Source organism: Mesorhizobium sp. M1273 (assembly GCF_040318195.1).
GTDB lineage: Bacteria > Pseudomonadota > Alphaproteobacteria > Rhizobiales > Rhizobiaceae > Mesorhizobium.
The window spans coordinates 63,144-80,263 of the sequence record NZ_JAMYLV010000003.1 but is presented as its reverse complement, the minus strand read 5'-3'; the positions used below and the strand labels follow the sequence as shown (position 1 = coordinate 80,263).

Annotated in this window: 20 protein-coding genes; 7 read left to right on the top strand and 13 right to left on the bottom strand. The window is 62.9% G+C overall.

Translation table 11 applies throughout. The features are described 5' to 3' along the window. Positions 1 to 5: 5 nt before the first annotated feature. Entirely contained in the window at positions 6 to 725 is a 720-nt protein-coding gene (locus NKH30_RS04705; RefSeq protein ID WP_023678415.1) for a response regulator, read from the bottom strand. Beyond that, the gene (locus tag NKH30_RS04700; protein ID WP_352456926.1) at positions 712 to 1,239 is read right to left on the bottom strand and encodes a MarR family winged helix-turn-helix transcriptional regulator; all 528 of its coding nucleotides are present in this window, start codon (positions 1,237 to 1,239) and stop codon (positions 712 to 714) included. The genes NKH30_RS04705 and NKH30_RS04700 overlap by 14 nt, the downstream gene beginning before the upstream one ends. A gap of 249 nt (positions 1,240 to 1,488) precedes the next feature. Between NKH30_RS04700 and NKH30_RS04695 the strand changes: the two genes are divergently transcribed. The 3 genes from NKH30_RS04695 (at position 1,489) to NKH30_RS04685 (ending at position 3,657) form a co-directional block, all read left to right on the top strand. Beyond that, on the top strand, positions 1,489 to 2,382 hold the full coding sequence (locus NKH30_RS04695) for a branched-chain amino acid aminotransferase (RefSeq protein ID WP_352450493.1): 894 nt from the start codon (positions 1,489 to 1,491) through the stop codon (positions 2,380 to 2,382). 145 nt (positions 2,383 to 2,527) lie between these two features. Continuing rightward, positions 2,528 to 2,839: a hypothetical protein gene (locus NKH30_RS04690; RefSeq protein ID WP_352450492.1), complete on the top strand. Its 312-nt coding sequence runs from the start codon at positions 2,528 to 2,530 to the stop codon at positions 2,837 to 2,839. A 176-nt stretch (positions 2,840 to 3,015) separates the two neighbouring features. Then, positions 3,016 to 3,657: an MBL fold metallo-hydrolase gene (locus tag NKH30_RS04685; RefSeq protein WP_352450491.1), complete on the top strand. Its 642-nt coding sequence runs from the start codon at positions 3,016 to 3,018 to the stop codon at positions 3,655 to 3,657. Positions 3,658 to 3,726: 69 nt separating this feature from the next. On the opposite strand, the gene NKH30_RS04680 is transcribed toward NKH30_RS04685, so the two are convergent. The 3 genes from NKH30_RS04680 to NKH30_RS04670 form a co-directional block, all read right to left on the bottom strand. Continuing rightward, positions 3,727 to 4,137, bottom strand: coding sequence for a BA14K family protein (locus NKH30_RS04680; protein ID WP_023678410.1), 411 nt, complete (start codon positions 4,135 to 4,137; stop codon positions 3,727 to 3,729). Between the two features lie 190 nt (positions 4,138 to 4,327). Then, a complete protein-coding gene (locus NKH30_RS04675; RefSeq protein WP_006202521.1) occupies positions 4,328 to 4,540 on the bottom strand; it encodes a cold-shock protein in 213 nt (70 codons plus the stop codon). A 227-nt stretch (positions 4,541 to 4,767) separates the two neighbouring features. After that, positions 4,768 to 4,980: a cold-shock protein gene (locus NKH30_RS04670; RefSeq protein ID WP_006202520.1), complete on the bottom strand. Its 213-nt coding sequence runs from the start codon at positions 4,978 to 4,980 to the stop codon at positions 4,768 to 4,770. Between the two features lie 490 nt (positions 4,981 to 5,470). Here NKH30_RS04670 and NKH30_RS04665 point away from each other — a divergent pair, with 490 nt between their 5' ends. Then, positions 5,471 to 5,872 carry a Kazal-type serine protease inhibitor family protein gene (locus tag NKH30_RS04665; protein ID WP_023678409.1) on the top strand — a complete coding sequence of 134 codons (402 nt, stop codon included), beginning with the start codon at positions 5,471 to 5,473 and terminating at the stop codon, positions 5,870 to 5,872. A 136-nt stretch (positions 5,873 to 6,008) separates the two neighbouring features. Here the strand turns inward: NKH30_RS04665 and NKH30_RS04660 are convergent, their stop codons facing one another. Together NKH30_RS04660 and NKH30_RS04655 are read right to left on the bottom strand one after the other, a co-directional pair. Further along, on the bottom strand, positions 6,009 to 6,254 hold the full coding sequence (locus tag NKH30_RS04660; protein WP_023678408.1) for a hypothetical protein: 246 nt from the start codon (positions 6,252 to 6,254) through the stop codon (positions 6,009 to 6,011). Further along, complete coding sequence (locus NKH30_RS04655; protein ID WP_352469759.1) at positions 6,251 to 6,517, bottom strand: hypothetical protein; 267 nt, start codon at positions 6,515 to 6,517, stop codon at positions 6,251 to 6,253. The genes NKH30_RS04660 and NKH30_RS04655 overlap by 4 nt, the downstream gene beginning before the upstream one ends. A gap of 368 nt (positions 6,518 to 6,885) precedes the next feature. Between NKH30_RS04655 and NKH30_RS04650 the strand changes: the two genes are divergently transcribed. From NKH30_RS04650 to NKH30_RS04640, 3 genes are all read left to right on the top strand, one after another. Continuing rightward, a complete protein-coding gene (locus NKH30_RS04650) occupies positions 6,886 to 7,068 on the top strand; it encodes a hypothetical protein (protein ID WP_023678406.1) in 183 nt (60 codons plus the stop codon). A 10-nt stretch (positions 7,069 to 7,078) separates the two neighbouring features. Further along, positions 7,079 to 7,345, top strand: coding sequence for a DUF1488 family protein (locus tag NKH30_RS04645; protein ID WP_023678405.1), 267 nt, complete (start codon positions 7,079 to 7,081; stop codon positions 7,343 to 7,345). Between the two features lie 181 nt (positions 7,346 to 7,526). Next, complete coding sequence (locus NKH30_RS04640; RefSeq protein WP_352541021.1) at positions 7,527 to 9,182, top strand: tetratricopeptide repeat-containing sulfotransferase family protein; 1,656 nt, start codon at positions 7,527 to 7,529, stop codon at positions 9,180 to 9,182. On the opposite strand, the gene NKH30_RS04635 is transcribed toward NKH30_RS04640, so the two are convergent. The 6 genes from NKH30_RS04635 to NKH30_RS04610 all read right to left on the bottom strand — a co-directional run bounded on the left by NKH30_RS04635 (position 9,169) and on the right by NKH30_RS04610 (position 17,053). Next, positions 9,169 to 9,522 (bottom strand): DUF1428 domain-containing protein, encoded by a 354-nt coding sequence (locus NKH30_RS04635; protein ID WP_023678403.1) that lies wholly within the window; start codon positions 9,520 to 9,522, stop codon positions 9,169 to 9,171. The genes NKH30_RS04640 and NKH30_RS04635 overlap by 14 nt on opposite strands. Positions 9,523 to 9,599: 77 nt before the next feature. Continuing rightward, the gene (locus NKH30_RS04630) at positions 9,600 to 10,028 is read right to left on the bottom strand and encodes a VOC family protein (protein ID WP_352541022.1); all 429 of its coding nucleotides are present in this window, start codon (positions 10,026 to 10,028) and stop codon (positions 9,600 to 9,602) included. Between the two features lie 128 nt (positions 10,029 to 10,156). Continuing rightward, positions 10,157 to 10,330 carry a hypothetical protein gene (locus tag NKH30_RS04625; protein ID WP_023719167.1) on the bottom strand — a complete coding sequence of 58 codons (174 nt, stop codon included), beginning with the start codon at positions 10,328 to 10,330 and terminating at the stop codon, positions 10,157 to 10,159. Positions 10,331 to 10,433: 103 nt separating this feature from the next. Further along, complete coding sequence (locus NKH30_RS04620; protein ID WP_352541023.1) at positions 10,434 to 11,963, bottom strand: ABC-F family ATP-binding cassette domain-containing protein; 1,530 nt, start codon at positions 11,961 to 11,963, stop codon at positions 10,434 to 10,436. A 431-nt stretch (positions 11,964 to 12,394) separates the two neighbouring features. Beyond that, the gene (gene uvrB / locus NKH30_RS04615; protein ID WP_352541024.1) at positions 12,395 to 15,685 is read right to left on the bottom strand and encodes an excinuclease ABC subunit UvrB; all 3,291 of its coding nucleotides are present in this window, start codon (positions 15,683 to 15,685) and stop codon (positions 12,395 to 12,397) included. Positions 15,686 to 15,799: 114 nt separating this feature from the next. Beyond that, positions 15,800 to 17,053 carry a hypothetical protein gene (locus tag NKH30_RS04610; RefSeq protein ID WP_352541025.1) on the bottom strand — a complete coding sequence of 418 codons (1,254 nt, stop codon included), beginning with the start codon at positions 17,051 to 17,053 and terminating at the stop codon, positions 15,800 to 15,802. Positions 17,054 to 17,120 lie beyond the last annotated feature (67 nt).

The window sequence follows — 17,120 nt, the reverse complement described above, 5'->3', positions numbered from 1 at the left end:
GCATTCTATTCCACGCTGAGCCGATACCCAATACCGCGCACGGTCTGCAGCCAGACCGGATTGGACGGATCGCGTTCGATCTTGCGGCGCAGCCGGTTGATCTGGACGTCGATCGTGCGCTCGCCGACCTCGGATTCATCGCCGACAAGCTCATGCCGCGGTATCGTTTCGCCGGCACGCGCAGCGAAGATCGCCAGGATTTCCTGCTCGCGGTCGGTCAGCTTGAGCGCCTCGCCGCCGCGCTTCAGCTCACGCCTGGCGATCTGGAACGTATAGGGGCCAAAGACCAGCTGTTCGACCTTGGGCGTCGTCGCGGGGCCGCCGCGGCGCAGGATATTGTTGATGCGCAGGATCAGCTCGCGCGGGTCGAACGGTTTAGGCAGATAGTCGTCGGCACCGGCCTCGAGCCCGGTGATTCGGCTGTCGGTTTCGGACAGTGCGGTGAGCATCAGGATCGGCACGTTTTTCTCGGCCCGCAGCGCCTTGGTGAGATCGACGCCGCTTTCACCCGGCATCATGACGTCGAGCACGATCAGATCGAAGTCGAGGCCGGCGAGCTTGCGCCTCGCCTCGCCGGAATTTCCGGCGACGGTGACGCGAAAACCGTTTTCGGTCAGATACTGTTTCAGAAGATTGCGGATACGGGTGTCGTCGTCGACCACCAGCAGATGCGGCGCGTCGTCTTCCGGTGCTGTCGGATGATCAACCCTCTCAATGGTCTCCATGGTTTTTCCCTGACATCTTTGCGGGCACAATGTCGATCTGCGCCCTTAGTTCCGGATTTACCATCGCTTCAAGGAACCGTTCGATAACGGCGCGTTCGGTGGCTCCGGAATCTTCCAATGCAGCATGGATGCGGCGCGACTGTGGCCGCGCCAGTGCCAGCGCCAGAGCACGGCCCTTGGCCGTCGGATAAAGCTCGCGCTGGCGGCGGTCGCGGGGGCCCTGCAATTGCACGATATGGTCGGTGTCGATCAGTTGCTTGAGCACGCGCGCCAGGCTCTGCTTGGTGATCTTGAGCACATCGAGGAGCTCGGCGACCGTCAGGCCGGGCCGGCGATTGACAAAATGCAACACCCGATGATGGGCGCGGCCAAAACCGTAATCGGCCAGGATCTGGTCCGGATCGGAGGTAAAGTCGCGATAGGCGAAGAAGAACAACTCGATGATGGCGAAATCAATGCCGTCCTCGTCGGTGATCGCTGTCCTGATCGGCTCTGCGGCTGCGTGGCTCGTCATCTTTTCTCCGTGTGAAGCAGGAAATTATGTCAGCACTATTGACGTATTTTCCGCGCGATGGTAATTTTTGGCAAGCTTTTCGGCGGATTGCGAACGAAAAGGCAAGCGAAGCCGTTTTTTCCGGAACTTCCTGAGTTTGCCAGACCTTAAATATCCGCCTACGCTTTGAGACAATGGCCGCCCGCAGCGGCCGAGGCGAAACACGCAACGACACAATGATGTGCGGGCTGCCGCCCGCGGGAGGTTACCATGGCATCCGTTCCCTTCGACCAACTGGACGGCTTTATCTGGATGAACGGCGAATTCGTCAAATGGGCCGACGCCAAGATCCACGTCTTGACCCACGGGCTGCACTACGCCAGCGCGGTATTCGAGGGCGAGCGCGCTTATGGGGGCGAAATTTTCAAGCTGACCGACCACACCGAACGCCTGCATGAATCGGCGCGCCTGCTTGGCTTCAAGATACCCTACTCGGTCGCCGAGATCGACGACGCCTGCCGCACGCTGTTGAAGAAGCAAGGTTTCCAGGACGCCTATGTCCGGCCGATCGCGTGGCGCGGCAGCGAACAGATGGGCGTTTCCGCACAGAACAGTCGGATCAACTGCGCCATCGCCATCTGGCAGTGGCCAAGCTATTTCGACCCGGCGCAGAAGCTCAAGGGGATCCGCCTCGACATGGCCGAATGGCGCCGCCCCGACCCGCGCACCGCACCGTCGAAATCGAAGGCGGCCGGCCTCTACATGATCTGCACCATGTCCAAGCATGCCGCCGAGGCCAAGGGCTATGCCGACGCCATGATGCTCGACTGGCGTGGCCAGGTGGCGGAAGCGACAGGCGCCAACATCTTCTTCGTCAAGGACGGCAAGATCCATACGCCCAAGCCTGATTGCTTCCTCGACGGCATCACCCGCCGCACGGTTATCGGCCTTGCCAAGGACCGCGGTTTGGAGGTGATCGAGCGCGCCATCATGCCGGATGAGCTTGAAGGCTTCCAGCAGTGCTTCCTCACCGGGACGGCAGCCGAGGTGACGCCTGTTTCGGAGATCGGTCCATACCGATTCGAGGTCGGCGAAATCGCCAAGACGCTGATGAATGACTATTCTGCGGCCGTTCAGCCCAAGCACGCAATCGCTGCAGAATAACGAAAGTCACAGCTTTTTTAACTAGTAAGGGCGGTTTTCGGGCCGCCCCTTTTATTTAAGCGCTTCTGCATTTGACTTTCACACAATTCGGCGTCTCATGATGGGGTCGGCCCGGGAGGCTGGCAGCTATGGAGGGACTGGAAATATGGATATGAACACGCTTCTTCCGATCATTATTCAGGTGATTACGGGTATCATCGGTGGTCAGGCGGTTGGCGCGGCTATCAAGACTGCGGCGATGGGGCAGCTTACCAAAATCCTGGGCGGCGCTGTCGGCGGCGTCGGCGGTGCGGCCATCCTCAACAGTCTGCTGGGTGGCTCGGTCGATCCGGCAGCCGCCGCCACGGCGGCAGGGGCCGGCAGCGCGTTGAACATTTCAAATATCGTTGGCGGTGCCGGCGGCGGCGCCATCCTGACCGGCATCATCGGTGCGGTCATGAACGCGATGAAGAAATAAGCTTTGACGTTTCAGGTTTTCAAATGGGCGGCTTCGGCCGCCCATTTCGTTTGCCGTTTGTGGGAGCGGTGGACGCCGTTCGCGTGTGTCTCTACATCAGGGCCTGGTTCAAGGTTGGAGCTCTCCTGACGCGTTCGAGGGGACGCGCAGCGCTCCGACAGCGTGAAAGGACGAATATGGGTCAGCTCAACGCCGGCATCGTGCCGGTCACGCCGTTCCAGCAGAACTGCACCATCCTCTTCGACATGGACGACAGGCAAGGCGTTGTCGTCGATCCGGGCGGCGACATCGACAAGGTGCTGGCGGCGCTCGAGGACAATGCGATCACTGCCGGCGCGATCTGGATTACGCACGGCCATATCGATCATGCCGGCGGGGCCATGGAGTTGAAGGAGGCGCTCGGTATCGAGATCATCGGTCCGCATGCCGCCGACCGGCCGCTGCTCGCCAATCTCGAGAACCAGGCAAAGCGCTACGGCATCACCGATCCCGTGCGCAACTGTGTCCCCGACCGGTTCCTTGCCGAAGGCGAGACCGTTTCGTTCGGCTCGCACGTGTTCGAGGTGCTCCATTGTCCGGGCCATGCACCCGGCCACGTCGTCTACTATAGCCGGGCTGCGAAGTTCGCCCATGTCGGCGACGTGCTGTTCCGCGGTTCGGTCGGCCGCACCGATCTGCCGGGCGGCAACCACGCCGCGCTGATCGCCTCGATCAAGGAGAAGCTTTTGCCGTTGGGCGACGACATCGGCTTTATCTGCGGCCATGGTCCCGGCGGCCGTTTTGGTGAGGAGCGGCGGAGCAATCCTTTTCTGGTCTGAAACCGCTTGCCGGAAACAAAAAGCGCGGCCTGTGCGACCGCGCTTTTTTCCGACGGGAAACTGCCTCCGCTAATTGGCGGTGCAGAAATGCTGTTCGCCGTCATAGCCGGTGAACGTGCCGGTACGGGCGTTGAAGCTCCGGTAGCGGTCCGAGCAGTATTCGTACCAGCCGCGGGTCCACGGCTCCGCATAGCTTTCGGCATAGGCCACTCGCGGCTGCACGTAATAACGGCGCACCGGGGCAGGCCTGTAGTATTCATCATCATAGGCCGGGTCGTAATAGCGGGGCTGCGGGCTGGCGAGCGCACCGCCGATCAGGGCACCGGCCGCAAGGCCGAGCACGCCGGCCGCAACGGCGTCGCCGTGGCCGTGGTGGCGGCGGTGATGGCGCCATTCGTCGGCATTGGCCGCGGGCAAGGTCGCAAGCGTGGTCGCAACGACCGCGGCGGACAGGATGGCAGTCTTGAAAATTCGGTTCATGTCAGTCTCCTTCGTGCCGGCCCGGGTCGTTTCGGGGGATGCGGTCCGGCTTTAACGAAGATTAATATGCGACCGTGGCTGAACGGGGGCTGAACGAAATTTGGCCAGGCGGTTCATCTAACTGGGCGGTTCAAGCGTGCGGCAAACACCGCAGGCCAGACCGGCCCACGTCCATTCTGCCCGGGGTGGTTCAGCCGATCGACAGGTTGACGGCTTTCGGACCCTTGCCGCGCTTGTCCGGCTCGGTGTCGAATGTCACTTTCTGCCCATCCTCGAGACCGGGAAGACCCGACGCCTGCACGGCCGAAATATGGACGAAGACATCCTTTGCCCCGTCGTCCGGCGTGATGAAGCCGAAGCCCTTGGCGTGATTGAAGAATTTGACGGTGCCGGTCTGCGGCATGGGAAGCTCCTTTGATCCCACAAGTCCAGTCTCGGGCCGGCAAATGCCCGGACGGAAATTTGTCCTTTATTTTAGTGCCATCGGCAAGAGAAAGTTTTGCGGGTGCCGGCAAGCATCCCCGGAACACAAAAGGCGCGACGAAAACCGCCGCGCCTTCATAAAACTCACGTCACACCAAAGCCTTGCAGCATCCTCACACCCCGAAAGGACGCGCAGCACGCCGCCGTTCAGGCGGCGCGGAGATTGACCGCTTTCGGACCCTTGCCCATGCGGTCGGGCTCGACATCGAAGGTGACCTTCTGACCGTCGACGAGCGTGCGCAGCCCGGAAGCCTCGATCGCCGAGATGTGGACGAACACATCCTTGGCGCCGCCATCGGGCGTGATGAAGCCGAAGCCTTTGGTAGCGTTGAAGAATTTAACGGTGCCGGTCTGGGCCATTGGGGAAACTCCTTCACCCGTGTCAGTCTTGGTGGTTCCGCCCGCCGCCTGGCGCCGTGGGCAAGTCCCGGTGGTTGCTTCGGCAGTCATGCATTGGCGCATGGTAAAAACCCCCGCCGAAAACGGGGCTGTCAGAGATTCACAGTATCGGGGAAAGGTCGTCCAAAACGTTCCGCTCTCCGGGTCGCAAATGCCCGAACACAAAATTTATCGCACGGAAACGTGATGCTTGCAAGACACAGCCGCGGGCGGCCCCAACAGGCGCATCCCGACGCATCGCACCGATAGTCCCGGTTCTCTGCGCGGTCATCGGCCAGACTTCACCCAGGCATGGTCCAGCAAGCGGGGCAGGTGCTGTCTTGGCTTGCGCCGGCATACCGCCCTGGCTCGCCAGTTGCAAACAGGGGTTGCATCTGGCGGCGGAATGACGAGGATCGGCCTGACCCAGGCACCATTTGTGCAGGCAGGAGTTTCGAGGGAGGGAACATTCATGCGGTTTCTTGCGGCAATCTTTCCGCGGCAGGTTTTTTCCATCCTGTTCCTGTCGGCAATTCTCGCAGCCTGCACCGTCGTGGTGGATGATGAGGGGCCGGGGCCGCGCCCGCCACGGCCGGGGCCGCAATTCTGCACCAGGCAATATGACCCGGTCTGCGCCCGGCGCGGCGGCGACCGCCAGACCTTCGCCAATGCCTGCCTTGCCGAACGGGCCGGATACCGCATCATTCGCGAGGGCGAGTGCCGCGGCGGTGGTGGTGGCGGTGAGGAGCAGACATTCTGCACCCGCGAATACCGCCCCGTCTGTGCCCGTCGCCATGGCGAACTGCGCACATTCCCCAACGAATGCGAAGCCCGCGCGGCGGACTATCGCGTCGTCGATGACGGGCCCTGCTAGCGCACCGACCTACAGCCTGGCCGGATAAGCACCATCTGGGGCCGGCGTACAGCTCAGCGCCGTTCCCTTGAAGATGCGCAGGCGACGCGGATCTGCGGCATCATCAGCATGTGAAGCAGCGTTGCGGCGCGTCGGCTCAGTTGGCCGGGTTGTCGACCGGTTCGAGATTGTCTTCCGTGGTGACCCGCTCATAGGTCTCCTGATCGCTGCGGATGCGATATTGCGGCGAGCCGTCCTTGACCGGCAGCCGGCTCTTGATCTGGAACAGCTCCGCGGTCTTTTGGGCAAGGCCGGTGCGGCTCTTCATGCGGACGGTCTGGCCGACGGTGAAGATATGCGCCGGCGTGTCCGTGCGCCGCGCATTCTGCTGGAAGCGGATCATGTGACATTCTCCTGGTCGTGCCGAAGCGCTGCGTCGAGCTCGGCATGGTCAATGGCGACAAGCTGGCTGGTCGCGCTTTTCACTGTCCTTGCCGGCAGATGGATGAAAGTGGCGACGCGGCGCCAGGCAGGCCAGGACATGCCGTCGATCAGTTCTTCGTCGTGGTCGATGTCATAGTCGCCGGCCGGCTGCATGCCATCCAGCCCGCCAAGCACGAACGGTGCCGCGAAATGCGCTATGGAATGGGTGGTGCGAGCAGACATTCTTGTGCGCCTCGAAGTTCTCGCTTGTGCCTTGAAGTTCTCGTGCCTTGAAGTTTCTTTCCGGCCTGCCCCGGAAGCGGAGCCTGCATTGCGGTACCAGGTGTCGGCGATTTGGATAAGTTTGGCGGGCCGAGAATCCCTGACACCGCGGGGCCAAGCATGACCCAAACGGTTTCATACCTCTAGTCTGAAAATACGACTTATTCAAGAAGTTTTCGGCCTCTTACCCCTACCAACGTCAAATTACTTTTCTATAGTTATCCGCAGAACGATGATACGGTCCCGGAGCACCTCGAAAATTATTTGAAGAACTTCCGAAAAAATTCCTCCGGCATTTGTATTTATCTAGCAATGGAAGGAAGAGAGTCATGAACTCCGCAAGAACACCGGATGTCCCGACAGTTGCAGTCAGTCCTGTCGCAAAGCCGATAAAGGTCTTGTCGCCGCGTCTCACGATAAGAAGCGACGAGGCGGCAAGGCGAAGGATTGCCGACACCGACGGCACGGCGCGGCGGGCGCGCCAGCTTGCCGAAAGCAACCGCCTGATTTGACGCGCAAGCCATGACGCTCAATTTTCCCAATCCCAGCCGCTCCTATGACGCGGCGGCCAAGCGCATTCGTTTCGTCGGCCATGACGGCATGCTCGAAGTCCCGTTCTTTGTCGAGGTCGCGGCACTTTCGGCGGCAAACCCGGCTGCAAGCGGAGCCGAGGCCGAATTTCTCAGCGCCTTCGACGCCAAGCGTTCGTCGATCCACGAGATTGCGCGCCAAGCCTACTCGCACGGCCGCAGGAACATGTATGTGCTGACGCCGGCCGACTTCCGCTAGCTCGGTGGGTTCCGAGGTTCGCTCCCTTGCGACCGCCTCTGCTCTTGCACGCGCCGCAGCGATGGCCTAGATCGCGGCAGGCGGACAACACGGCAGGTTTCCCATCAACAGAGATCCGAGACAACCGGCAGGCGCACGTTACGGCTCAGGCGGGCAGCCACCACTGGGGCTCGACCAGTACGTGCAGCAAGCGCTGCAGTTGCACCAGGCGGGGCGCCGGCAGGAAGCCGAGGCGCTTTACCGACAGGTGCTGGCGCAAAAGGCCAACCACCCGGCTGCTGCGCATTTCCTCGGGCTTCTGCTGCACCAGACCGGGCGCAGCGCTGAGGGGCTGGCGCTGATCGAACAATCGGTGCGTCTGCAACCGAACAATCCGGATTTCCTCAACAATCTCGGCACCGTGCTGCGCGACCTCGGCCGGGTCGCGGCCGCCGCCGATCTCTTCCGCAAGGTGGTGGCGATTCGGCCGGACCAGTTGGCGGCGCGTGACAATCTCGGCTCGTCGCTGAGGCAGCTCGGCCAATTCGAAGGCGCCGAGGATATTTATCGCGGCACGATGGGCCGTAACCCGTTCCATGTCCGCGCCCGCGTCGGGCTTGCCGAAACGCTGCAGGAAGCGGGCCGGCTGGATGAGGCACTGGCTGTTTTTCGCGAGGCGCTGACGATCCGGCCGAAGGATGCCGATCTTTTGCACGGCCTGGGTGTCGGGCTGATGGAAAAGGGCAATCTCGACGAGGCTGCGGATCTTTTCAGGCAGGCGCTGGCTGTGGACCCCGGCATGGCGAGGGCCTGGCTGATGCTTACCCAGGTCAAGCGCCAAAAGGAGCGCGACGCCGAGCTTGCCCGCATGGAGGCGGAGCACGCCAAGGCGCCGCGAGGCAGCCTGGCGCGCATGCAGCTTTCCTTCGGTCTCGGCAAGGCCAATGACGACCTCAGGGAGTATGGCCGCGCCTTCGACTATTTCGCCGAAGGCAACGCGATCCGCCGCCAGGGCATCGACTACGACGCCGGCAAGACGCGCGGCGAGTTCGAGGCGATGAAGGCGGTGTTCGACAAGGCCTTTTTTGAAAGGCACAAGCCGAGCGAGATAGCCGAGGACACGCCGATCTTCGTCGTCGGCATGCCGCGTTCCGGCACCACGCTGGTCGAGCAGATCATCGCCAGCCATCCGCAGGTCTATGGCGCCGGCGAGCTCAGCATATTGAAGACGGCGGTCGGCAAGCAGTTTCCGCTCAGCATGAAGGGCGGCTTTCCCTGGGGCATCGCCGACATGCCCGACAAGGCCTATGCCGAGGCCGGCCAGGCCTATCTCGACATGCTGCACGCCCGCTATCCGGGTTCTCGACACGTCACCGACAAGATGCCCGGCAATTTCCTGTTGGTCGGTTTCATCCACATGATGCTGCCGCGGGCCAAGATCATCCATTGCGCGCGCGATGCGGCGGCGACCTGCCTGTCGATCTACAAGGTGCACTTCCGCGGCGACAGCCATCGCTACGGCTACGATCTCGACGAGCTCGCCGATTTCCACAATCTGTACACCGACATCATGGCGCACTGGCATGCCGTGCTGCCTGATGTCGTGCACGACGTTCGCTACGAGGATTTCGTCGCCGACCAGGAAGGCCGGTCGCGGGCGCTGATCGCCCATCTCGGCCTGCCGTGGGACGACGCCGTGCTGTCGTTCCACGAGACCGACCGGCCGGTGCGAACGGCGTCGGCTGCGCAAGTGCGCCAGCCGATGTATCAGGGCTCGGTCGACCTGTGGAAGCGCTATGGCGACCGGCTGAAGCCGCTGCACGACAAACTTGATCGAGGGGCGCCTACAGCTCGATGAAGGGCTGAAAACCGCCAAAGATCATGCGCTTGCCGTCGAATGGCATGGTCTCCCAGTCCGACTTGAGGCGCGGGTCGGCCATCACCTTGGCCATCACCGCGTCGCGGCTCTGGCGCGATTCGTAGACCACCCATGAGAAGATGACGACCTCGTCGTCCTTGGCCTGTACGGCGCGCGGGAACGAGGTGAGCTCGCCATAAGGGACGTCGTCGCCGACGCATTCGACGTAGGCAAGAGCACCGTGCTCCTTCCAGACGGCGCCGCCGGTTTCCGCCAGCTTCTTGTAAGCATCGAGCTTTGCCTTCGGTACGGCAAGTACGAAACCGTCGACATAGGACATCTGATTTCCTCCATGCGATCGTTTTCCTCTCCCTCTGGAGCGGGAGAGGTGATTTCAGACACAGCCTGTGTGGAATGCTAAGCTGCTTTCACCGGTGCGTTCATTGCCCATTCGACGCCGAACGGATCACGCATATTGCCCCAGCGATCACCCCAGAACATCACTTGCAACGGCACGACTTCCTCGCAGCCCGCCTCGATGGCCCGCTGCCACCAGGCGTCGATGTCGTCGCTGCCGAGATGGAGCTGCATGGTGTAGCCCTGCGGCTTCACAGCGGCCATTCCATGCTCGGGATAGAAGTCGGAAAGCATCAGGGTCGAACCGTTGATGTGGAGATGGATATGCATGGTACGGCCCTGTTCGTCCGGCGGATAGGCAAAGACCTGCTCGGCACCGAAGGCCTTTCGGTAAAATTCGGCGGCTTTGAAAGCGCCATCCAACTGAAGGTAGGGCGTCAATCCGCCAAGCACTTTGGCGGCGGGCTGGGTCTGCGGCTGGTCATTCATGTCATGCTCCTCTTTGCGTCTGGTTTGCCTTTGCGAACCACAGGACGAACGGAACGGCGACGATCCTACACGGCCGATGGTTTTTTGGATTCGAAATGGCGCCTGCCGCGACGGCCAACTGCCACCTTTCAACCTTCGATGCGAATCCGCGGGCTGTTTTGCGCGTCGACGACGATTTCCGGCCAGCCAATATCTTTGCGCAGCTCGATCGGCAATGAAAGGATGGCGCGTTCGCTGCGATAGCGGGCGCGAGCCGCCGAGTAACGCGTCACGGCGTGACCTATGGATGACAGAATAGACATGATGCTTTCTCCTCGATTGGCGCCGGCATCACCGTGTCGGCAACCCAAGGACGTGGCATGCGATCATTATCCGACAGGCGCCGGAATTTTTTTCCGCAAGCCTTCAGCCGCCGGCTTCGGCAACCTCCCGGAAGAACTCCTCCGGGCTGTCGATCTCGGTCAATCGCCGTTTCTCGATCAGCCAGAAGCGGTTGCCAACCGCGCGGATGAAGGAGCGGTCGTGCGAGGCAAGCAGGCAGCTCGCCTGATGTTCCAGCAATTCCGCTTCCAGTGCTTCCTGACCATCGATATCGAGATGATTGGTCGGCTCGTCGAGTAAATAGAAATTGGGATTGGCGAGCCTCAGCGCCAGCATCATCAGCCGCGCCTTCTGTCCGCCCGACAGCACGCCGATCCTGCGCTCCTGCATGTCGATGCTGACGCCGGCGCCCGCCAGCAGCGAGCGGGCGCGCTGCTCGCCGACATCGAATCTGCGCGAGAGCATCGCCAGCGGCGTGTCGTCGCCGCCGATGCCCGACAATGCCTGGTCGCTATAGCCGAGCACCGTCGACGGCGGCACCTTCAGGCTTCGCGCCGCCGTTTCCGGCTCGACGATGGCGTTCCGGATCAGGCCGATCAGCCGTGACTTGCCGACGCCGTTACGGCCGAGCAGGACGATGCGGTCGCCTTGGCAGATGTGGCGCTTGCCGGTGCTGAACAGAACCGTGCCGTCAGGTGTTCCGACCACCAAATCGTCGAGCGTGATCAGTACCTTGGCATGGCTGCCGCGATTGGCGAGCTTGATCGCGCCCGCCGATCTTTCGCGGTGTGCCGGCGCTGCCGCTTCTTCCAGACGCTCTGCCCGCTGGTTGAGCTGCTTGGTCTTGACCGTCAAAAGGTCGCTGCCGGAATTGATGCCGATATTGTTGAGCTTGGCGGCCTGCCGGCGCAGCTGCTGCGCCACTTTCATGTCGCGCTGGAATTTGCGCTCGGTCGAGGCATCGACTTCGCTCAATGCGTCCCTGGCTCGTGAATAGGGCAGCGAGAATACCGGCGACTGTTCGGGGCGCAGGAACAGCGTCCGGTTGGTCGTAGCATCGAGAAAAGCGCGGTCGTGGCTGGCAATCACCAGCGGCACCTCACGTGGCAGCGCGTTCAGCCAGGTCTCGACCTGGCTGATCTTGCCGAGATCGAGGTGATTGGTCGGCTCGTCGAGAAGCAGGACGTCGGGGTCGGTGACCCAGACGCGGGCGATCAGCGCCAGCCTTTGCCAGCCGCCGCTCAAGGCACGCATCGGCCGCGCTCGCATCGGCTGCGGCACGTCGAGCGAGTCGAGAACCACGTCAACGCGCCATTGCTCGCTTTCGGCCTGCTCGGCCGGCAAGGCGTCGGCCACCACCTCATGAAAGCTACGCCCGGCCAAGGCTGCGGGGACGACTTGCTCGACATAGCCGACGCGCAGGCCGCGCGTGCGTGTGATGTCGCCGGAGGTCGGTTCCATCTCGCCGGTCAGGCATTTGAGCAAGGTCGACTTGCCGCGGCCATTGGCGGCAACGATGCCGAGCCGGTCGCCGGTGCCGATGGTGAGGTCGAGGTTGGAAAACAGCGGCGCATTCAGGGTGACGCCGAGGGATTTGAGGCTGATCAGGGCCATTTTGATTTCTCTGGTCTTGCCGGAGCCCGGCTCATGCACTTTGACGGTGCACGTGCCAGCCATTAGGCTCGGCATTGCGCACCACGAAGGGCAGACCAAAAAATCGAAGCGGGGAAAAACCCGGACCGTCCCTGGTCAGCCCTGCAAGCTAGCTCGCAGGGCAGAGACAGGGCCGCGCTGACGGTGGTGAGAAAATAACACGCAGCCCTCCTTTCAAGACGTTCGAGTTGTAGAAACTGGCTACACCAAGGGTAGGGCCGATGGCAAGTGGCTAGGCTCCCCCTTCTCCACTTGTGGGAGAAGGTGGCCGCGAAGCGATCGGATGAGGGGTGCTCCAGCTTGGCACCGACGGCGATCCGTCCAGCACCCCTCAACCGTCTCGGCGCTGCGCGCCGATCCACCTTCTCCCCCAAGGGGAGAAGGGAAGCTCGCTAGCGTCCCGGCCGTCCCGTCTTGCCGGGACGGCGCTTTTCGCGGCGGGCGTCGGCGGGGTCTTCGTAGGAGCCGATGCCGGCGCGCTGGCGGACAATTGGTTTACCCGGATCGCCGTGTTCCTTCGCGCCCCCCTCTGCCCTGCCGGGCATCTCCCCCACACGGGGGGAGATCGGCTGTGGTTTCGCTGGCACCTTTCCTTCGACCGGCTTTTCCGTCCGCCGCACGGTCATCTCGTCGAGCGAGTTCTTCTTGAATAGCGGCTTGGTCGGTTCGCCCGGGATGCCGAAGTCGGAGCCGTGCGCCTCTTCGGCCGACTGCTTCTTGAACAGCGAACGCGACACTGCGCCGGCCGGGGTCGGCATATCCGTGCCCGGCCCCATGGCGTCGAGCGAGGGCTTCGAAAACAGCGGCTTCTTCACCGGCACGGCGCCGTCGGCGCCCATCTCGTCGAGTGCCGGCTTGCGGAAGAGGTTGGGCCGGGCCGCCTCTTCGGCCGAACGTGCCTCGTCGAGCTTGCGGAAACGCTCCTGTTCCTCCGATGTACGGTGTTTGGCCACGCCCTTGTTGTGCTTGCCCTTTTCGCGGCCCGAGACCGGGCTTTCCATGTCGGCATATTTGGCCAGCGGATCGTCGGAGATGGACAGCTCCATCTCGCGCAGCCGCTTGATCTCGTCGCGGATACGGGCTGCCTTCTCGAAATCGAGATTGGCGGCGGCATCGCGCATCTGCTTGTCCAGGGCGTCGAGATGCGCTTTCAGATTGTTGCCCATCATGGCGCCGGCGCTGTCGGTGAACTGCGAGATATCGGCGCGGACATGATCTTTTTCGTAGACCGAGTCCAGGATGTCCGAAATGCGCGACTTGACCGATTCCGGGGTGATGCCGTTGGCCGCGTTCCACTCCATCTGCTTTTCGCGACGGCGGTTGGTCTCGGCCATTGCCCGCTCCATCGAGCCGGTGATCTGGTCGGCATAGAGGATGACCTTGCCGTCGACGTTTCTGGCGGCGCGGCCGATCGTCTGGATCAGCGATGTCTCGGAGCGCAGGAAGCCTTCCTTGTCGGCGTCGAGAATGGCGACGAAGCCGCATTCGGGAATGTCGAGGCCTTCGCGCAGCAGGTTGATGCCGACCAGCACGTCGAAGGCGCCGAGGCGCAGGTCGCGCAGGATCTCGATACGCTCCAGCGTGTCGATGTCGGAGTGCATGTAGCGCACGCGAATGCCCTGCTCGTGCAGGTACTCGGTCAGGTCCTCGGCCATGCGTTTGGTCAGCACGGTGACCAGCGTGCGGTAGCCCGCCTTGGTGGTCTCGCGGATTTCGCCGACGACGTCGTCGACCTGCGTCTTGGCCGGGCGCACTTCGACCGGCGGGTCGATGAGGCCGGTCGGGCGGATAACCTGTTCGGCGAAGACGCCGCCGGACTGTTCCATCTCCCAGGCGCCGGGCGTCGCCGAAACCGCGACGGAGAGCGGGCGCATGGCGTCCCATTCCTCGAAGCGCAGCGGCCGGTTGTCCATGCAGGACGGCAGGCGGAAACCATACTCGGCCAGCGTTGCCTTGCGACGAAAGTCGCCGCGATACATGCCGCCGATCTGCGGTATGGTGACATGGCTTTCGTCGATGAAGACCAGCGCATCGTCGGGGATGTATTCGAACAAGGTCGGCGGCGGATCGCCCGGCTTGCGGCCGGTCAGATAGCGCGAGTAATTCTCGATGCCGGCGCAGGACCCGGTCGCCTCAAGCATCTCCAGGTCGAAGCGGGTGCGCTGCTCAAGCCGCTGCGCCTCAAGCAGGCGGCCAGCCTTTTCAAGCTCTTGCAGGCGATACTTCAGTTCTTCCTTGATCGACTTGATGGCTTGATTCAAGGTCGGGCGCGGTGTGACATAGTGCGAATTGGCGTAGATCTTGACGCTCTTCAGCTCGCCGGTCTTCTGGCCGGTCAGCGGATCGAACTCGGTGATCGCCTCGATCTCGTCGCCGAACAGCGAGATGCGCCAGGCGCGGTCCTCGAGGTGGGCCGGGAAGATCTCGATCGTGTCGCCGCGCACCCGGAACGAGCCGCGGACGAAGTTGATGTCCTGGCGCTTGTATTGCTGGGCGACGAGGTCGGCGAGCAACGCGCGCTGGTCGAGCCGGTCGCCGATCTGCATCTGGAAGGTCATCGCCGTATAGGTCTCGACCGAGCCGATACCGTAGATGCAGGACACCGAGGCGACGATGATGACGTCGTCGCGCTCAAGCAGCGAACGCGTCGCCGAATGGCGCATGCGGTCGATCTGCTCGTTGATCGAGGATTCCTTCTCGATGTAGGTGTCGGTCCGGGGCACATAGGCCTCAGGCTGGTAGTAGTCGTAGTAGCTGACGAAATACTCGACGGCGTTTTCCGGGAAGAATTTCTTGAACTCGGAGTAGAGCTGCGCGGCCAACGTCTTGTTGGGCGCCAGGATCAGAGCGGGGCGCTGCGTCTCCTCGATCACCTTGGCCATGGTGAAGGTCTTGCCCGAGCCCGTGACGCCGAGCAGAACCTGGGTGCGGTCGTTGCTGTTGACGCCCTCGACGAGATCCTTGATCGCGGTCGGCTGGTCGCCGGCGGGCTCGAAATCCGAGACCATCCTGATGGCGATGCCGCCTTCGGATTTTTCCGGCCGGGCGGGACGGTGCGGCGTCCACAGCACGCCGTCCTTGTGCAGCGGATTGCCGGATTCGATCAGCGCCGACAGCGCCGCGACGGTGGCGGTGACGCCGCCGGAAGCCATGGTCTCGGCTTCTTCCAGGGAGACATCGAGGCCAGCGACAGGGTTGAGACCGGCCGCAGTGCGCTCCCGCGCCGAAGCCGCGCCGCCCATCGAGGTACCGCGTGCCGTACGGCCGGGGGAAGAGGAGCGCTCGGGGATTTTCTTGGCAGACTTGGCGCCTTCCCTCCCCCTCGAGGGGAGGGTGGCGGCGGAGCCGCCGGGTGGGGTCGGTGCGGCAGTACTCGACGTTCCTTTGCGTCCCGCGCTGCCTCCGGCGACCCCCTCTGTCGCCTTCGGCGACATCTCCCCCTCGAGGGGGGAGATTTGGCGCCCTTCCTTCTCGGCTTCCTGCTCTATCTGCTCGGCCCAGTCGGCGATCGAGCCGGTCAGCGGGGCGCCGGTGAACTCGGTCTGCGGCGCCTCGGCAAAGCCGCCCTTGTACAGGGGCTCCGACGCATCGAGGAAATCGGTCAGCGGACTGCGCCGCTTGGGCGGCGAAGCGCGCTCGTCATTCGCCGGCGGCGGCGTTTTCTTGTCGGAGAGTCTGGCCATGGCCCCGAATATGGGAGGTATCGGCCAAAATGGAAAGAGCGGAGTGGTGAAGGGTGCCGCGCGCAATTTGGCTGCTGACAGCAGGCTGTCAGGAGCAACGTCGAAGTGCGCCGCTCAATTAAACCAAAGCGCGAACGTCAGAAACCCGGCGCCGCCGAACTGGCGCTGGATCTGGTTGAACTCCTCGCTGGTGAGAGTCTTGCCGCGCTCGAGATAGGGCGCGATGGCCGGGCCGGTGATCGACAGCACCAGGTCGAAGGGCTTCGGCTCGTCGAAGAAGCGCTTCATGTTGATGCCTTTGTCGGCGATGCGGAAATGCGGCAGCAAGGTGCGGCCTTCCAGCAGATCCTCGGCCATATCAAGGGCGGCGAGCCAGGCCTGCACCTGCTGCTCGCCGACTTCGAGGCCGGTGAGCGGGCTGGCGCCTTTCTGCTGCGGGCCGGGCAGCCATTCACGGTCATTGTCGGTCTCGGCGCGGATGGCTTTCCAGTCCTCGCGCGACAGCCGGATCATTTCCATGAGATGGCGGCGTGCCGCTTGCCGGCGCTCAGGCTCGACCACTTGCCAGTTAATGAGATGCACCAGGGAGATGAAATCGGCTAGGCGCCATTCGGACGTCAGGATGCCGCCATTCGTGCCACCGTCCAGCGGCACGAGCGTATCCTGCAGCGGCAGTTTTGCGCGCGGGAACAGCATGTGGAAGGAGCCGTCGAACGTGTTTCTGAAATCATGCGCCAGCCAGAAGTCGGCCTGCGCCATCAGGAACTCGGCATAGCCCTGCAGCCAATAGCCGTCGGCGCGGTCGAAGCGGAAGGTGAGGGCTGGTGCGGCCGCGTCTGCCGCACCGCCGCCGCGTGACAGAGATGCCATGATCGCCGCGGCGCTTTCGTCCGGCGCGATCGTGCCGTCCTCGTTGAGGTCGATGCCGAGGCGGGTGAGGTCGATGACCATGCCGATGTCGGCGTCGGCGGGTACCGAACCCAGCCTGGCTGCGGATTTCTCCAGCCGGTCGCGGAAGGCGACGAGAATGGCGCGGAATTGTTCGTAGGTCAGCGGCTCGGGATTGGCATTGTCCGGCACCGGCAGCCGCATCAGCGGCAGCATGAAGGATTGCGGGCTGTCGAAACCGTGGCGGTGCAGACCGCCGGCCAGGATCTCCAGCGCGGTGAAGAATTCGCCGGCGCCGGCGGCGTAGGCGGCTGCCGGATCGCCTGGCGCGGCGGCTTCCAGAGCGGCAAGAGCGCTGTCGCGTTCGGCTACGATTTTTGCCTCGAACAGGGCCGCCGCTTCGGGAGCCGCGGCGCTGGGTAAAGCCAGCGGCAGGAGAAGAATGATGGCGCACGCCACCAGCCTGGAAAAACGCTTCATCGTGATCGCCCCTTTTGTCGCTCCGCAGTGGATCATACACGCATTTGGTTCGCTGCGCCTGTGGCCC

Excerpts from the sequence above, each read along its gene's own strand:
- NKH30_RS04705 (WP_023678415.1), bottom strand. The coding sequence starts at position 725 with ATGGAGACCATTGAGAGGGTTGATCATCCGACAGCACCGGAAGACGAC.
- NKH30_RS04700 (WP_352456926.1), bottom strand. The coding sequence starts at position 1,239 with ATGACGAGCCACGCAGCCGCAGAGCCGATCAGGACAGCGATCACCGAC.
- NKH30_RS04695 (WP_352450493.1), top strand. The coding sequence starts at position 1,489 with ATGGCATCCGTTCCCTTCGACCAACTGGACGGCTTTATCTGGATGAAC.
- NKH30_RS04690 (WP_352450492.1), top strand. The coding sequence starts at position 2,528 with ATGGATATGAACACGCTTCTTCCGATCATTATTCAGGTGATTACGGGT.
- NKH30_RS04685 (WP_352450491.1), top strand. The coding sequence starts at position 3,016 with ATGGGTCAGCTCAACGCCGGCATCGTGCCGGTCACGCCGTTCCAGCAG.
- NKH30_RS04680 (WP_023678410.1), bottom strand. The coding sequence starts at position 4,137 with ATGAACCGAATTTTCAAGACTGCCATCCTGTCCGCCGCGGTCGTTGCG.
- NKH30_RS04675 (WP_006202521.1), bottom strand. The coding sequence starts at position 4,540 with ATGCCGCAGACCGGCACCGTCAAATTCTTCAATCACGCCAAGGGCTTC.
- NKH30_RS04670 (WP_006202520.1), bottom strand. The coding sequence starts at position 4,980 with ATGGCCCAGACCGGCACCGTTAAATTCTTCAACGCTACCAAAGGCTTC.
- NKH30_RS04665 (WP_023678409.1), top strand. The coding sequence starts at position 5,471 with ATGCGGTTTCTTGCGGCAATCTTTCCGCGGCAGGTTTTTTCCATCCTG.
- NKH30_RS04660 (WP_023678408.1), bottom strand. The coding sequence starts at position 6,254 with ATGATCCGCTTCCAGCAGAATGCGCGGCGCACGGACACGCCGGCGCAT.
- NKH30_RS04655 (WP_352469759.1), bottom strand. The coding sequence starts at position 6,517 with ATGTCTGCTCGCACCACCCATTCCATAGCGCATTTCGCGGCACCGTTC.
- NKH30_RS04650 (WP_023678406.1), top strand. The coding sequence starts at position 6,886 with ATGAACTCCGCAAGAACACCGGATGTCCCGACAGTTGCAGTCAGTCCT.
- NKH30_RS04645 (WP_023678405.1), top strand. The coding sequence starts at position 7,079 with ATGACGCTCAATTTTCCCAATCCCAGCCGCTCCTATGACGCGGCGGCC.
- NKH30_RS04635 (WP_023678403.1), bottom strand. The coding sequence starts at position 9,522 with ATGTCCTATGTCGACGGTTTCGTACTTGCCGTACCGAAGGCAAAGCTC.
- NKH30_RS04630 (WP_352541022.1), bottom strand. The coding sequence starts at position 10,028 with ATGAATGACCAGCCGCAGACCCAGCCCGCCGCCAAAGTGCTTGGCGGA.
- NKH30_RS04625 (WP_023719167.1), bottom strand. The coding sequence starts at position 10,330 with ATGTCTATTCTGTCATCCATAGGTCACGCCGTGACGCGTTACTCGGCG.
- NKH30_RS04620 (WP_352541023.1), bottom strand. The coding sequence starts at position 11,963 with ATGGCCCTGATCAGCCTCAAATCCCTCGGCGTCACCCTGAATGCGCCG.
- uvrB (WP_352541024.1), bottom strand. The coding sequence starts at position 15,685 with ATGGCCAGACTCTCCGACAAGAAAACGCCGCCGCCGGCGAATGACGAG.
- NKH30_RS04610 (WP_352541025.1), bottom strand. The coding sequence starts at position 17,053 with ATGAAGCGTTTTTCCAGGCTGGTGGCGTGCGCCATCATTCTTCTCCTG.